The 15689-nt window shown below is 46.4% G+C and carries 12 protein-coding genes; 4 read left to right on the top strand and 8 right to left on the bottom strand.

Translation table 11 applies throughout. The annotated features are described in order from the left end of the window. Nucleotides 1–83: 83 nt before the first annotated feature. From ACK8P5_RS02610 to ACK8P5_RS02595, 4 genes are all read right to left on the bottom strand, one after another. Nucleotides 84–383, bottom strand: a complete 300-nt coding sequence (locus ACK8P5_RS02610) for a hypothetical protein (RefSeq protein WP_422659454.1) — start codon at nucleotides 381–383, stop codon at nucleotides 84–86. 33 nt (nucleotides 384–416) lie between these two features. Then, the gene (locus tag ACK8P5_RS02605; protein WP_422659453.1) at nucleotides 417–1331 is read right to left on the bottom strand and encodes a polysaccharide deacetylase family protein; all 915 of its coding nucleotides are present in this window, start codon (nucleotides 1329–1331) and stop codon (nucleotides 417–419) included. Continuing rightward, nucleotides 1303–2625, bottom strand: a complete 1323-nt coding sequence (locus tag ACK8P5_RS02600; RefSeq protein WP_422659452.1) for an MFS transporter — start codon at nucleotides 2623–2625, stop codon at nucleotides 1303–1305. The genes ACK8P5_RS02605 and ACK8P5_RS02600 overlap by 29 nt, the downstream gene beginning before the upstream one ends. Before the next feature lie 177 nt (nucleotides 2626–2802). Then, on the bottom strand, nucleotides 2803–3840 hold the full coding sequence (locus ACK8P5_RS02595; protein ID WP_422659451.1) for a copper amine oxidase N-terminal domain-containing protein: 1038 nt from the start codon (nucleotides 3838–3840) through the stop codon (nucleotides 2803–2805). 220 nt (nucleotides 3841–4060) lie between these two features. Between ACK8P5_RS02595 and ACK8P5_RS02590 the strand changes: the two genes are divergently transcribed. The 4 genes from ACK8P5_RS02590 to ACK8P5_RS02575 all read left to right on the top strand — a co-directional run bounded on the left by ACK8P5_RS02590 (nucleotide 4061) and on the right by ACK8P5_RS02575 (nucleotide 10474). Continuing rightward, nucleotides 4061–4984: a helix-turn-helix domain-containing protein gene (locus ACK8P5_RS02590; protein ID WP_422659450.1), complete on the top strand. Its 924-nt coding sequence runs from the start codon at nucleotides 4061–4063 to the stop codon at nucleotides 4982–4984. Nucleotides 4985–5098: 114 nt separating this feature from the next. Beyond that, nucleotides 5099–6964: a class I mannose-6-phosphate isomerase gene (locus ACK8P5_RS02585; protein ID WP_422659449.1), complete on the top strand. Its 1866-nt coding sequence runs from the start codon at nucleotides 5099–5101 to the stop codon at nucleotides 6962–6964. Further along, a complete protein-coding gene (locus ACK8P5_RS02580) occupies nucleotides 6951–7934 on the top strand; it encodes an ROK family protein (protein WP_422659448.1) in 984 nt (327 codons plus the stop codon). The genes ACK8P5_RS02585 and ACK8P5_RS02580 overlap by 14 nt, the downstream gene beginning before the upstream one ends. A gap of 47 nt (nucleotides 7935–7981) precedes the next feature. Beyond that, nucleotides 7982–10474, top strand: a complete 2493-nt coding sequence (locus ACK8P5_RS02575; RefSeq protein WP_422659447.1) for a glycoside hydrolase — start codon at nucleotides 7982–7984, stop codon at nucleotides 10472–10474. Between the two features lie 374 nt (nucleotides 10475–10848). Here the strand turns inward: ACK8P5_RS02575 and ACK8P5_RS02570 are convergent, their stop codons facing one another. The 4 genes from ACK8P5_RS02570 to ACK8P5_RS02555 all read right to left on the bottom strand — a co-directional run bounded on the left by ACK8P5_RS02570 (nucleotide 10849) and on the right by ACK8P5_RS02555 (nucleotide 15667). Beyond that, a complete protein-coding gene (locus ACK8P5_RS02570) occupies nucleotides 10849–11733 on the bottom strand; it encodes a carbohydrate ABC transporter permease (protein ID WP_422659446.1) in 885 nt (294 codons plus the stop codon). A gap of 17 nt (nucleotides 11734–11750) precedes the next feature. Then, entirely contained in the window at nucleotides 11751–12626 is an 876-nt protein-coding gene (locus tag ACK8P5_RS02565; protein ID WP_422659445.1) for a carbohydrate ABC transporter permease, read from the bottom strand. 41 nt (nucleotides 12627–12667) lie between these two features. Further along, nucleotides 12668–13993 carry an extracellular solute-binding protein gene (locus tag ACK8P5_RS02560; protein WP_422659444.1) on the bottom strand — a complete coding sequence of 442 codons (1326 nt, stop codon included), beginning with the start codon at nucleotides 13991–13993 and terminating at the stop codon, nucleotides 12668–12670. Between the two features lie 87 nt (nucleotides 13994–14080). Then, a complete protein-coding gene (locus tag ACK8P5_RS02555) occupies nucleotides 14081–15667 on the bottom strand; it encodes a response regulator transcription factor (protein ID WP_422659443.1) in 1587 nt (528 codons plus the stop codon). Nucleotides 15668–15689: the final 22 nt, after the last annotated feature.

Raw genomic sequence — 15689 nt, 5'->3', positions numbered from 1 at the left:
ATGTAATATTCATCACCAAAAAGGACCTGCCAGACCATATGGCCTGAGCAGATCCTTTAAGCTGTTACTTATTTATTGCAAGCTTACACGCTTCTTCTGAAGCGCGAGATGAGCAAGTCAACAACCCAACCCACAATGAACCAAAATACAATGTGCAGCAAGTAATGAACCCCCATCGACAGATCATTACCTATATACTCTAAGGTGAACATATTTGCTGGACCTGTAAAGAAAAATAACAAATTCTTGTCGTCCTGTCCTGTCATGTTCAATATAATCACAATCAACGAAAGGAGAGAAAGCCAAAACCTTACCTTCTTAAACATGCTCAACTGCAACACCTCCATCTTCTCTAAACGTTCATTTGATCTTAGAAGTTGCATGATGGCGAGCGTGTTACATGAATGATCTTCTTCCTACTTCTTTAAAAGCACCTGCAAAAGTCTTAATGCCGACCGCACTCGCGGGCGCTTCAGATGTTCCTGCACATAGCGATAATCGGTTAGAATTACTTTTGCATCACGCAAGGTATATGTGAAATCGTCATCGAAGAGGAGACGGTACTCCCATACTCTTTTTTCCCAATTCGGAATGTTCGCTATGCTCCAAGGATCGTCTGCTCCGGGATGAACGTAAGTCTCACTCACACCATCCGGAAGCTTATATAACTTCTCAAGGATACTCTGTTTAAAGCTCTCATAGGTTTCTTCCTCCTGCTTAATGAAGGGATGGGACAGCAGGTAATCTGGGATCGGTACACCGAAGGTGTCCGCAAGCCCGGAGGCAAGAGCTACGGGTCGTTCAATATCGGATAGTGAGCTTAGAAGAGGGTCTTCTTTATAGATATAGCGGAAAAATCGTGAAGGCAGGCCCCAGCGTGATATTGTCCAGAACATCTGGGGCAGAAAACTTCGACCCGTCTCGATCCCATACAGACTCCCCATATGATTATCGACATGGCTTATCTGGATTCCGGATTTCTGAACCATATCATACTGTGCATGGATCTCACTTATAACGGCCTTCGTCTCAGCCCGCTCTTCAAACTCTTTTACCGTACGATACTGGTACCCAGATTCATCATGCAGTGATGGGTGTCCTGTTAAACTGCTCCATCGTAAAGCCTCAAATTCGCTCGTCAGTGTTAGATGAAGTCCTACATTTGTCTGATGCCGCCTAGCGCTCCAGGCTGCTGCTTCCTCAAACCCGGGGGCTGGAGCCATAATCGTGGCTGACGATGCCTTACCCTCCTCTAAAATGTGCATTATAGCCTTGTTCATCGCTGCACTCTGGCCGAAATCATCACAGTTTATAATCAGTCTTTTGTCCATGATCAAGGGAGCCTCCTGCTTTATGATGAAACTGAAATTTTGTTGAGAAAGAGATCAGAACAGAAATGAGAAGTAGACCAAATGGAATGACGCTAATCAAATACCGAAACGTTGATTCAGGATCAGACCCCGGATTATCCCCACTTTCATAGCCGAATATCATACCGACCACGAAAAAAGCTAACGCTGAGATAAGTCCACTTGAACGGGTAATAAAACCACTTACCGCCGTATATATACCTTCTCTTCGCTGCCCGGTTACCTCAGCGTCTTCATCAATGATATTACCGCCCACCATCGCTGGTGTTACCAAGAACCCTGCAAGCCCGAAACCGACAGCAGTCCCTGCAACCACCCCACTCACAAGATCATAACCGAACCAGAGCGGTATAACCGACAAACCATATACCACAAGGGATAGGCGCCACGCCTTTACCCCATCCATTCTGCGAATAATGAAGTACCAGACAAAGACAAGCGGTATGACAGAGATAAAAACAGCTGCGAGCAGGAGCGATACTTGCTTCTCGGGAATTTGCAGAACATACTTGGCGTAAAACGGAATGATGGAGCTGATCAATCCATTCACGGTCTGGGCAAATGAGTTCGAGATATTGAACACCCAGAATTTCTTGTTCTTTAGCGTTTGACGAAAGGCCTCTACTAGCTTAGGCGGTTCACCTGGCATCACCTCTGCCTGTTCCCTGACACTCATCATACATAAGAACATAAAAACACCGAATATTAGGGCGTACAGTATCGACATATTAGAGAAGCCCATCATGCCAAACAAAATAGGAGTCAGGGCTGTTCCTATGAGCAGGGCAACCACCTGATAGCCTTGCTGAATTGCTGATGCTTTTGCACGAATACGATCACCGCGGAATAACTCCGGGAATAACGCGCCATAATTGACCCACAATACAGTTGCCACAGCCTCATACAGAATGAGAGCTACCAAAAACCATGTAAACAAACCGTTCTCCGATAACCCATCGGGAGGCGAGAATATAAGTATGAACGTAAGCATAAACAGTGGAATGGCACCGAACACCCAAGGCCTGCGGCGTCCAAAGCGCGTCTTGGTTCGATCTGACCAATACCCGAATAAAGGATTGTTGACGGCATCCCAGATGAGAAAGATGGTTCTTGCCAGTGTAGCCAGTCCAATACCCAGCCCCAGCTTATCTACATAAAAATAACTGTAAAACGAGCTAAATGCCTGACTTGGAACCATCATCGCAAACATTCCGAGCGAAAATGCATACGGCGAGTTCATCCAGCTGCGCTTCATGCGCCTTCCTCCTATACGGTAAGATCAAGGAACGATAATGCTGTACAGTATTCGTCTTTCACCCTAATTATTCCTTTGATTCCTTCGATTCAACACCTAAACGACAACACCGGCAACGAGAAAGAAGCCTGACCGCACGCGGTCAGGCTTCTTTCCAGTCTTACTTTGTCCTACTTACTATTTCAAAACAACAACTTTAACAGCGTTGCCGATTGGTGGCAGGCTCTTCGTCAGTGTAGGACCGAAGAAAGCAAGGACCTTATCGTCCTTTTTCAGTTGGCTTGCCTTCACTTCTTTGCCGTCTTGATCCACAATTACCGTTTTATCAGACAGGTTAAGAACAACCTCTGATGGGGAAGCTTCCGTCATACCAAAGCCCTTAACTGTAATTTGTGTATTATCTTCGTTAGGAGTAATCGTTCCTGAAGTTCCGATCAGGTCCTTCACTTCGGAATCCTGCTTCACTTTGATCTCGGAAGCATACGTTTGACCTGGCAGACTCATTGTCATGGCAAGGCTGTGTACCACTTCGATATCAAGACCGAGAGACAGATCTTTAAGTGCGATCTTCTCACCCGCTGCATTCAAGATAACCGTATTCTCGTCCACATTCAGAATAATACCGTCTTGTCCTGCACCATTAATATGAACAGCCTTACGGTTCTCATCATTGTGAACTGCAGTAATAACACCATTTGCTTTCATTGTCTTCGCTTCCTCTACTTCCGATCCCTCGGTCGTAATGGCTACACGCGCACCTTCAATAGCTACACCATGGTGAAGCACATCGCTGAAGTATTTAGCTGGTACATAAAGTGTACCGGCGCTGTTTACTGGAGCCGTACCGAGTTTCACGAGCATTTTATTCTCATTATACTCATCTTTATCGGTCTGTACGAGACTCCATACAGGTGTATTCTCTTTCGTAAGCTCAGCGGAACGGTCCTCTTTGTTCCACTTGATCTCATAACCTAAAGCTTCTGCAATTTCACGAAGAGGGAGCATGATCTCCTTCGTCTTTTGATTCATAAACCCGGTGTTTTTTGCATCCTTACCATTAATGCTTACTGCATAATTTGTAATGGCTGAGATCAGCTCGGCTTTCTGAGAATCTTGGTTCACATCCGCACTTGGTGCTGCATAAGCCGCTCCACCGGATACTGCCAAAGCTGATACTAGAAGTGCTGCTGCTGACTTTTTAAGATGTTTCTTCATGTTTATCATCCTTTCTAAGTTGTCATAAGAAGTAAGATCACTGGATCGCTTCAAGTCTATTGACGCAACACCCTCGCCCGATGTTGCACTAATTTACCAACTAAATTTCCTTTACAATAAAAAAACATAGATTACACTGTGATTGCAAGCATTCTTCATTATTTTAACCATACTAGACCCTACTATAGACAACATATTAGCGAAGGAGGTTTGTTCTACTATGATTAGAGACAAAGCACCCCTTATCCACTTATATAAACGAGCTAATGCCGAGATGAATCATTCCTTAAACCATATTGAGCAAGCAGAGCTAGCGGCACATATACACTATTGGGGGTTCATGCCTCAGCATTTTGATAATACAGAGCACAAGCATTCATTCTTCGAGGCTTGTTATGTAATGGCCGGACATGGGTCTTACATTGAAGATGATATCCAATATGAACTGGAACCTGGTACTATCTTTCTTTCTAGGCCTGGTAAATTGCATCATATCAAAAGTCAGAAGGGCCTCTCGCTGTGCTATGTTGCCTTTGAGCCAGAGGAATCGGCTTGCAGCGAAATGTATAGACAATCGTTCGAATTGCTTGCTGAGCAGGGTACACCTGTAATCCACGAGACAGCCATGCAGCCAACCTCGCTATTATGGGATTCGCTCATAGCCTTGTTTGAACCGGGGAAGTCCTATCCGTTACTTGCCTTGCAAAGTACAGCTGTTTCTTTAATTATCTCCATCCTTGTCGCTCATGCTCCAAAACTACCTATTGAATCCGATAATACAAAGAAAACCAATGAAGGGGCCGCCATCGTCCATCAAGCTGAACTTTTCATTAAAGATAATCTAAGCGAGCCTCTAACCCTACTGAGGGTCGCAAGCCATCAGCATATTACCCCTAGACACCTGACAAGATTGTTCAGTAAATACAGACATCAGTCTTTTGTTCATTATGTTCAGGAGCAGCGTGTGCAAAAGGCTAAGGATCTTCTTCTCAACACAGACAGGCAGATTAAAGAGATCGCAGCCGTATGTGGTTTTGAATCTGTACACTACTTTACACGCGTGTTCACAGCGAAGCTCGGTGTGACCCCCGCAAGATTTAGACGTTCACAATTTACCGAAGGACGATTCGATTCATCCCCATAGTAATACTCCCCATGTCCTTATTGTACAAAAAAGCTTCCTCTTTGTATAAAGACGTTCCTCCCTACTCCCTCTACAATAAGAGCGTAAGCTTAGCTCGGAGGGGGAGGACTTAATATGACAACTTTATCAACCTTTCAATCACATCCAATTAACCATGTGGACTTCCAAGATAGACCTAGATTTATGAACAATGGTGTAGATTCTTGGTGCTCACTTGTGATTTCTAATTATAAAGAGATGCAGGACAATCGGCCTGTTCGGATCATACTCGACGGGACCCATGGAGCTGATTTCTACTCCTTACTCCATCCACTTCAACAAGCTTGTGAAGAAGAAGAGATTCCTTTCTCCTATGACTTCACATCCGATTATCTTAAAGAAGAATCCGAACTTCGGTCAGAAATGGCCCCGTATTTAACAGATAATCGTGCATTCGGCTATAAGGGCAACCATGTGCGCCCTATTCAATATTTCCAGACGGATGCAAAGACATCTCTGGCGCAAAGAGCTATTGATATCGACAGCAAGGGCGGCATTTATGTATTATGCGGTCCGGGAGCAGCTATGTTAGCTAGCAGAGAATCTGATCTTTATTTCTTCGCTGACTATTCTCGGGAAAATCAACAGTTGCGACATGCAGAACATATGGGTAGCTTTGGTTTCGGGGAATCCACCGACAAAGTGGAAACCTATAAGAACTGCTTGTTTCTTGAATGGCCAGTATGGGAATCTTACCGCCGTGAATGGTTGGCATATTATACGGATCGCCTGAATCAACAAGCCTATTACATGGATTTAAATAACCCTGAAAATCCAGTGTTTCTTCCTGTAGAAGCTCTAAAGGATGTCTTGCTCAAGACTGCTCAGCAGCCGTTTCGGGTGAAACCGTTCTTTGCACCCGGCATCTGGGGTGGACAATATTTGAACAAGTTAGTTGATCTTCCTAAAGAATGGCCTAACTGCGCATGGAGCTTTGAACCAATTGCTCCGGAGAACACACTTCTCCTCCAAGTACAAGATACCGTTGCCGAGTTACCATTTACCTTACTTATGGAAGCGGCGCCTTACGACATCATGGGACAGCGCAATGTAGAATTGTTCGGTGATTATTTCCCGATTCGCTTCGACTACCTGGATACCATGGAAGGTGGAGACTTGTCCCTTCAGGTTCATCCCAAGCAGGCATATGTCGAATCACAATTTAACGAGCATATGACACAGCAGGAATCCTATTACATTATGAAGAATACGCCAGGAGCCAAAGTATGTCTTGGACTTAAAGAAGGCGTGACAGGGGCAGATCTACTTGAAGCGGTTGAACGTGCGCATCAAGACGAAACACCCCTTGAGTTACCTTCCTATGTGAACGAGTACCAGTCACAGGTCGGGGAGCTTTATCTCATCCCTCCTGGAACGGTTCATACTTCCGGCAAAAACAATCTGGTGCTGGAGATTTCGTCAACAACTTGGTGGTTTACCTTTAAAATTTATGATTATTTACGTCTGGATCGTGACGGTAAGCCACGCCCTCTAAATGGCGAGCATGCCAAACATAATATTAACGACGCTATGGATACGCCTGCTGTAGAACAAGGACTGATTGCTCGGCCTAAGGTTGTCAGCAGCCAAGGTAATAACACAGAAGAATTACTTGGACAACGCGATGATCTTCTGTTCCAAGTTAACCGACTTTCTCTAGAAGATACATGGCAGGGAGATACGCAAGGAGAATTTGTTATGTTCAATCTAGTCGATGGTGAGCGGGTTCGTCTCGTGCCTATAGATAACGAAAAGGCAGCGGTTGAATGGGGATACGCGGAAGCCTATATCATTCCAGCAAGTGTTGGGAAGTACCGACTGGAGAACCTGTCTGGTTCAACCTGCACACTTATCGTTGCAAGAGTCAATCCGAACTGGAGCCAGCCCCTTCTTCCACCTTCATGGACCTCATCCAAGGAGACCTCCGATGTGTTCCGGTAATGAACGAAGTATGGCATCCAGAATGCCTGCCGTAATCACACTGGCACTGGATGCTGGAGGAACAGTTATCAAGGGCGTACTTCTCGTCAATGGGCAGGTCTTACAAGGATCATTCCTTAGTCGACCTTCCCAATCTCAAGATGCTGCGCCCAGCATTATTTCTAGACTGGCTAGCGTATGTCTCGAATTACTGGGCTCCTATATCTCCACTTACGGGCCGTTATTCAGGGAAGATACAATCCAGATCGGATTCGCTTTCCCTGGCCCGTTCGATTATGAGGAGGGGGTCGCACTCCTTCAGGGCGTTGATAAATATGAAGCACTGTATGACCTGTCTGTTCGCAATCTACTTCAAGCAGAATTTACGAGACTGAAGCAGACATCTCCGGACCAAATTCCAGACGCGCTAGCTTCTGCGGATATACGCTTCGGGAATGATGCCCATATGTTTGGTTTAGGTGTCAGCCTGCGCTTCCCTTGCGAAAGACTAATCTGCTTAACACTTGGCACGGGGCTCGGTTCATCCTTTATCGAGAATAGACAGATCATCCAAGACAAGAACGGTGTTCCACCCACGGGTATGCTCTTCGCTGAGCCTTACCGCGACGGGATCATAGATGACTATTTTGGAAGAAGAGGAATTCTGAAAATGGCCTCGGAACGTGGTATGATCTCCAACATTTCTGATGTTGCAGACCTTGCACTCGCAGCTCGTAACGGAGACGAAGCGGCTCTGGATCTATTCCATGAATACGGAAGAAGATTTGGAGACATGTTGCTGCCTTATATCGCTGCCTTCCACCCACACCGAATCGTTCTTGGAGGACAGATATCAAGTAGCTTCTCTCTCTGGGAGAACGAGGTGCAGAACGCTCTTGGTGAGACATTTTCTATTCCAATCCTTCCGTTACAAGACGGAATGTCCGCCGTATTTCAAGGGATTCATCAATTGTTCGAAAAGCCGATTTAACCTAGATCTATCATCTTCCTTATCTAATACATCGGGGGTTATCTAATATGAGTAATTCAATCAAAGACGAACCTAAACCGGTCCGTCCCTGGACAATCTATGTCATTCATCATTCACATACGGATATCGGTTATACAGAGCGTCAGGAAAGAATCGAACAATATCACGTCGATTTTATTCGCCAAGCATTGAAGATTACCGATGCTGCTCACAGTGGCACGCATCCTGAGTGGAAACCATTCCGCTGGACATGTGAAACCTTCTGGGCTGTAGAGAAGTTTCTTGAAGAAGCGACACCTGCCGAAAAGGAAGCTTTTCAACAGGCAATACTACGGGGCGATATTGAACTATCCGGTACTTACTTGAACATGACCGAACTGCCTGACTTTGATCTACTTCTTCGGAATCACGCCAAAGCCCAGCAGTACGCAGCGTCGTTCGGCCACCGAATCGATAGTGCAATGACTGCAGACATCAACGGATACAGCTGGGGTTATGCTTCAAGCTTACTTCAGAACAATATCGATAATTTATTCTCTTGCATCCATACGCATCACGGAATGTATCCGCTTGGCCGCAAGCAAACTCCATTCTGGTGGGAAGCACCAGACGGTGGCAAGCTGCTCGTCTGGAACGGAGAGCACTACATGTTCGGTAATGAGCTAGGATTCTGTCCAAATGCACTCGGTAAATACATGATTAAAGACGAACTCGAGCATTATCTCATGGAACCGAAGCCTCGTCATAACGATATCGCTTCTTTACGGATCAATCGATATTTATCAAATCTTGAACAGGAGAAATATCCATATAACTTCGTACCGATCATGGTATCCGGTCTTGGAACAGACAACGCATCGCCGAACGCTGAGATTGCGGAATGGATAACCGAGTGGAACGAACAATATGGTGAGCAGGTGACAATTAAGCTCGCTACTCTGTCCGAATTTTTTGGGGTATTGAAGCAGGAAGACTTGTCCTCCATACCTGTGCACCGGGGAGACTGGCCAGATTGGTGGACTGACGGGGTTGCTTCTACAGCGATGCATACCCAGATCTACCGTGATGCCCAGCGTACACTCCGTAAAGTGAAAAGCTTAGACCCTAACCATGAGACAGCAAGCCTATCGGAAATTGACGAAGCAGCACAGGCACTGACGATGTATGCAGAGCATACTTGGGGATACCATTCTTCCGTGTATGAACCATGGCACCCACAGGTACAAATGCTCGAAGTTCGCAAGCAGTCATATGCGGCTGAAGCAAGTAAGTTGGCTCACCGCGCATTAGATAAAGTACTTGTTGCTCGTCACGGTGCTCTACTTGCCCCTCATCGACCAATGCGCTATGAGGTCATTAATACAGAATCAGCAGAGGCAACACTACTTGTAAGCATTCCGCTGGATGGTTGGGAAAATGTCATTCTACAGAGCGAGTTCGAGCTTGTTGATGAAAAAACAGGACAATCGATACCATACCAGTTGTCGCATACACAAGTAATCGTTACGGAACTGACGCTCTCACCTGGAGAGTCACGCATCTTGCATATTCGTTCGCTGCAGCAATCGGATGCAAAGTCACCTTTTGCAAAAACAGTCACTGCCCGTAATATCGAGCCCATTCCATGTGAAGGAGTATATGATATCTGGTCTCCACCTGCATCAAATTCTCCAATTACAATTGGTGAGGATTTCATTGAATCGGAATCCATGAGAATTGAATGGGCACTTAACGAAGGTATCACTGCATGGATCGATAAGACTCTTACTACGAATTTACTGGATGTGAACCGTAAATACGAGCCGTTCACTCCTGTTTATGAAGTGACGCCTGCTCAAGACGAACACAATCCTTCCCAGGTACATGCTACACGTTCTCGCATGGGGCGTAATCGGAAAGGAACCAACGTACAGCGAGATATCGGCCGACTCAGTCAGGTAAAAGTACTAGAGAATGGACCTTTGTTCGCACTTTTGGAGCTAGTCTTTAAGGTGAAGGGCCTCACCTACTATGCCCTTCATATTAAAATGTTCGCCAACCAACCTCGTGTCGAGGTGTCCGTCCGTTTCCATAAGGACAGCGTCTGGCTTCCAGAGAACGTATATGTTGCACTTCCATTCTCTATGGGCTCAGATGCAGAGCTGTATGTAGAAAAAGCTGGCTGTCTCGTTCGTCCATGGAAAGATCAGCTTCCAGGTAGTTGCCTTGATTACACCGCAGTACAGGAAGGATTGTTCTGGTACTCGGCTAAGGATCAAACAGCACTTGCCGTTTCGATGACCGATACACCGCTTCTACAGCTCGGTTCGATTGAGCACCAGCCTCGGAAGCTTCATCTGATGCAAGAAGAAGACAGCAAGCCTTCCACGTATGCATGGATTCTTACGAACTACTGGGAAACGAACTTCAAAGCTACTCTTGGCGGATTCTATGAGTTCCGTTATGCCGTAGAGCGGCATCACAAGGTTGATCCACAGCAAGTGACAGGCAAGCTCCATGCCTCCACTGGGCAGTTTACGGTTCACCGGATTCGTTCTTAGAATCAACAAAACAATAGGGTATTCCCAAGGTCAGCTGACCTTGGGAATACCCTGTTTGTGTTTAATCGCTATGGGAACGAAGTGCCTATAGTAACTACTCTCTCCGCTGCTTCGCGCTACCTACATTTAAACCCTATACCAAAAGAAATCGCTCATTAATAAATTTAGAGTGACTTTGATCTGCTACAACGGAGAGGGCGGAATCATTCTGGAGAAGATACAAGCTTTCTATTAGAAAGCTACTTCGAAAGCATAATTTGTCCCCGGATTTCATCACTTACAACAAAATTCAAGGAAATCAGGGGGCAACAGCGATCGGAAGAATGATCCGCATTCGGAGTGACTGAAGAGCTAAGATTAATAATGAGCGATTCTTACCCCTTGATCGACCCAGCCACCATACCCTTCATGATCTGCTCCTGCAGGATCAGATAAATGACGATCGTTGGAATTACCGCTATCGCCATCGCTCCCATTGTAAGACTGTAATCCGTTCCGAAGCCGTCTGAGAACAGAGACAGACTCAGTGGCAGTGTCTTCAGTGCTTGCGAATTAATGAACACAAGCGCGAAGGAGAAGTCATTCCAGAAGCGCAGGAAAGCAAGAATAGATATGGTCGCTACAATCGGGGTACAGAGTGGCAGGATAATCCGCCCGAATATCCCCCACCAACCGTTGCCATCAATCATGGCCGCTTCCTCAATTTCTCTTGGGATCGAAGCCATATATGCCATCGCTAAGAATATCGCAATCGGCAGCTCAAAAGCCGTATACGGTAAGATCAACGCACCATAGGTGTTAAGCAGTCCAATCTCTTTCATCATTAGAAATAACGGAACGAGTGTACTATGGATCGGGATAAGCATACCGGCCAGAAACAGTGCCATCACGGCCTTTTTGAAACGAAACTGAAACCGGGCCAGTACATATGCTGCCAAGACACTGAGCACAATCGTCAATACAACAGAGGCAATAGTAACGATCGTAGAGTTCATGAGCGCCCTTCCCATATTCCCCATCTCCCACGCTCGGAAGATGTTCTCCTTCATCCATACCAGGGGCAATCCATAGGGATTGTTGAAGAAATCCTGGTTTGTCTTAAATGCGCTAATAAACAACCAATACAGTGGATACAGCGTAAGCAAGGCGTACACTAGCAGCAGCAGCTTTAAGGCTCCGGATAGTCCTTTTGCAGCTATCTTTCGGCTAGGCGATACGAGTTCTCCAGCTGTCTTCGTTGAAAGTGTCTGTTGTTTCACAGGCCCCCTCCTTTCCATCAACTTGCTTTCTTACGAGTCAGTACATAATTGATAAGCAGCAGCAACGCGCTGATGATCATAATCATGGTTGACACCGCAGAGCCGTATCCGTATCGGTAAACATCAAATGTATTGTTGTACATATACGTAGCAAGCAGTTCCGTAGATTGAGCGGGTCCCCCGCCTGTCATCACAATGACATGATCGAATGCTTTCAGACTTCCCGAAATGCAGAGAACCATGGTGACGACCACAGTCCCCCAAATCATAGGCAGGGTGACTAAGATGAGCTTCTTCCACCGTGTCGCACCGTCGATTTGGGCTGCATCATTCACCTCAGGGGAGATATTCTGCAATGCTGCTATAAAGATGACCAAGTACGGACCGATGTTGCTCCAGTTGATTGGTATAGAGATCGCCAGCATGTTGAACTTCGGATCAGACAGCCAGGCTCGTGTCCAAGATTCGAGCCCTATAATCTCCAACACCTTGTTCGCAAGTCCAAACTGCGGATGATAGATATAACCCCAGATCAGACCTACGACAACCGTTGATAAGACCATAGGCATGAACACAGCTGAGCGAATCAATCTGGAAAAGAATGAATTCTTAAGCAGCATAATTGCTAGTATAAGCGCAATCGGGATCTGACCTACAAGCGATGATGCCACGATAATCAGGTTGTTACGCAGCGCCCTCCAGAATATCCGGTCATGCAAAATTTCGTTATAATTGCCGAGGCCAATAAACTTGGCCTCACCGAGTCCTTTCCAGTTGAAGAAGCCGTAATATGCCGACCAGAAAACCGGAATGATAACAAAAACCAGGAATAGCAGAAGCGCCGGAAGCAGAGCTAGAGCAATAAATCCTTTACTTCGAATAGCTGTAGGCACTTAAGACTTCCTCCTTTCCTCTGACACCCTTAGAAGTTCCATTACTCCGATGTATATCTGGCCTGTGCATCTTGAAGCTTCTTCGCCACGCTTTCAGGCGTTCCACCCATCATAATTTCCTGTAGTCCATTATTGATCGCTTCACCTGCTTCGGCCGATAAATACGCATCGTATACAGGGGTAATTCCTGTCGTCTTCACCAAGTTAAATGCTTTGTAATACAGCGATGTTACTTTGGCTTGGTCGACATCCGTGTCGTACATCACCATCGAGTTGCTTTCCGCAATCGCCTTTTGCGCCTCAGGTCCACTAACCGTATAGATCAGCTTCAGAGCAGCCTCTCTTGCAGCACCTTCGGTCCGTTTGCTCAGTGCAAGGCCACCGCCTGCTCCACCTGTAATGGTATTCGGGTCGCCTTTGCCTCCTGGAATGGCTGGCAGAACGGTTACTTCAATGTCCTTCATCTGATCTTCTGTTGCCGAAGCAGCCAGATTCGTAAGGGTCCAAGCACCGCTCACCATCATTGCTGCGTTGCCTTGGATGAAATATTGCTCGGCTTGCGTATTATCAATGCTGTTCGCACCTTCTTGGAACGCTTTGTTATCTACCAGCTGCTTGAAATACCCCAGTGCTTCCACGAATTCAGGGTCCGTAAACTTCGCACCTTTCTGCGCTGCGGCATTCTTAAACCATTCCGTTCCTGTTACCCGATCCGCTAGCGAGCCAATAATCGTTGATTGTGCGACCCATGGAGCTTTATTACCTAGGGCAATCGGTGTCACACCTTGATCATTAAAGGCCTTAACTGCGGTCATCATTTCTTCCCAAGTTGTTGGAACTTTAACGCCGTGCTTATCGAATAGAGCTTTGTTGTAATACAGAATTGAAGTGGCCGACATGGCAAGTGGAGCTGTATAAATCTGATCTTTCTCAAACATAAATGGATCAAAAGCGCCTGGCAGGAACTTATCTCTCCATTCCGAATGCTCATTCAGTACATCCGTAATGGGCTGGAGTAGCCCGGCTTTATACAATTCCGCCGAGTGACTTCCTGCATAAACGAACATCAAGTCCGGCAATTCATTCGCAGCAGCAACCGTACTAAGACGCTGTCTGTAGCCGTCTACTGGGATCGCTTGAGCATCAAGCTCAACATCTGGATTATCCTGTGCGAATTGCTCGATGAAGCTTCGTACTGTCTTAGCCCGGAGATCATCGCCGGCAAAGTTATGCCAGACAGTTAGTTTAACTTTTTCTCCTTTGTTAGCGGTTTCAGGTTTCGGATCCGTACTTCCGGATGACCCGCAACCTGCCAAGATCATAGTAAGCATAATTAATACAAGACCCATTTTTTGTATTGATTTCATCATTGACCCTCCTTGATTACATGAATAACCCTAGTATAGAAGAGGAGGCTGTAGGGGCGTAGGGGACATATTTCAGTCCATAGAGGGTTAAATTTCAGCTTTTGCGCGATAGTCGGAAGGAGTCAGACCCGTGAATTTTTTAAACAGCCTGTTAAAATATTTCAGATCTTCATAGCCCACTTCATTCGCAACCTCACTAATCTTAGCTGGCGTTTCCCGAAGCAGTGTCATGGCTTTCTGCATCTTGGCCTCAGTCACGAACTCGATATAATTCATGCCCGTTTCCCGTTTGAATAACTCGCTAAAATAATTCGAATTCATATGTACATGCCTTGCGACCTGTTGAAGTGACAGACCTTGTCCCAGATGTTCATGAATATAGCTAACCGCCCGCTGCACCGGACTCATGCCAGATACCAGCTCAGTATGCCGCGCGATAATGGATTCAAAATGCTCTAGAAGTACGTTCTCTGGACTTTGGGTAAGCTGCGTCAAATCCAGCTTCAATCCATTTGGTGGTTCATAGGTACGCCCAATGGACTGCACTGCTCGTTCCAGCCAGCGATGACCCGCTACAATCAAGGTCTGCAGATACGCCTGAACAGAGCTCGGTGTCACCTCAGGGTCCTGCCGGAGACGTGACAAAAGCTCCGTAATCCCCCTCTTCAGCACCAAAGAGTCCTCAGCTCGAAGCCATGCTGCAAGCTCTTTCTCCTCATCCATCGTACATACAGACCTCATACCTTTGCGCTCACGGATATCAACATATCGTACGTATCCTTTGTAGCCTAGAAGCCATCCATATGCCGACGTATCTCTAGCCGTTTCGAGCGCCGTTCGTAGTTCACTTACGTCCGTAGCGGCTTGCCCACATGCGGCAAAGGTAGTGCAGTTAAGTTCCTCCTCAAGCTCTCGCAGCTCACATTCCAACCGAATGCTTCCCTCCCGGATCGCCTCAATCCGGATGACGAGGAGAATTCCATGATTCCATTCGATCCACTCACATCCATAGGGTAATCGTCTGGTCAGCTTCTCACCCAATATCGGATAGAGCTCCTCATGCACAGAAGACTTCTCTTCTCCAATTGAATTGTGCCTTAAGGAGATTATCCAGACCTGCAGCAAATGCTGTCCTGGTGTAATGCTCAGTTCAGGATATCTATCCCCTAATTCGGATACCGTTTGCTCATCTAGATGTGAGTCTGTCGTAAGTATCCTTCTAAGAAAATGGCGGTTAACTTCTCGTTCTTGTATCCTACCCGCCTCATCCCCTTGCCTCCGCTGTTCAATCCGGGACTTCGCCCGAACGGCTGCCTGCAGAATTTCATCGGGGCGACTTGTCTTGAGCAGATATTCACTAACACCTTCCCGCATCGCCTGCTGAGCATATACGAACTCATCGAAGCCGGAGATCACGATCATCTCTGTATCAGGGTGCTCATTCATCACTTCGCGAGCCAGCTCAAGCCCGCTCATCCCTGTCATTCGTATGTCCGTAAAAATAATGTCCGGCTGCTCTTCGGTGATGCGGTTCAAGGCTTCCTCCCCTGATGCCGCTGGTCGCAGCACCGAAAATCCGCAGCTCTCCCAATCGATCACCGTACTTAGCCCCGTTCGTATAATCACTTCATCATCTACAATCAGCACCTTCAACCCCTGCTCAACTCCCTTCACTTCATTATCGATGTCAAACTCT

The sequence above is a fragment of the Paenibacillus sp. EC2-1 genome (assembly GCF_049311625.1).
Classification (GTDB): Bacteria; Bacillota; Bacilli; order Paenibacillales; family Paenibacillaceae; genus Paenibacillus_AQ.
Note: the sequence above shows the minus strand (reverse complement) of the source record. Positions and strands in the feature narration are given on the sequence as shown.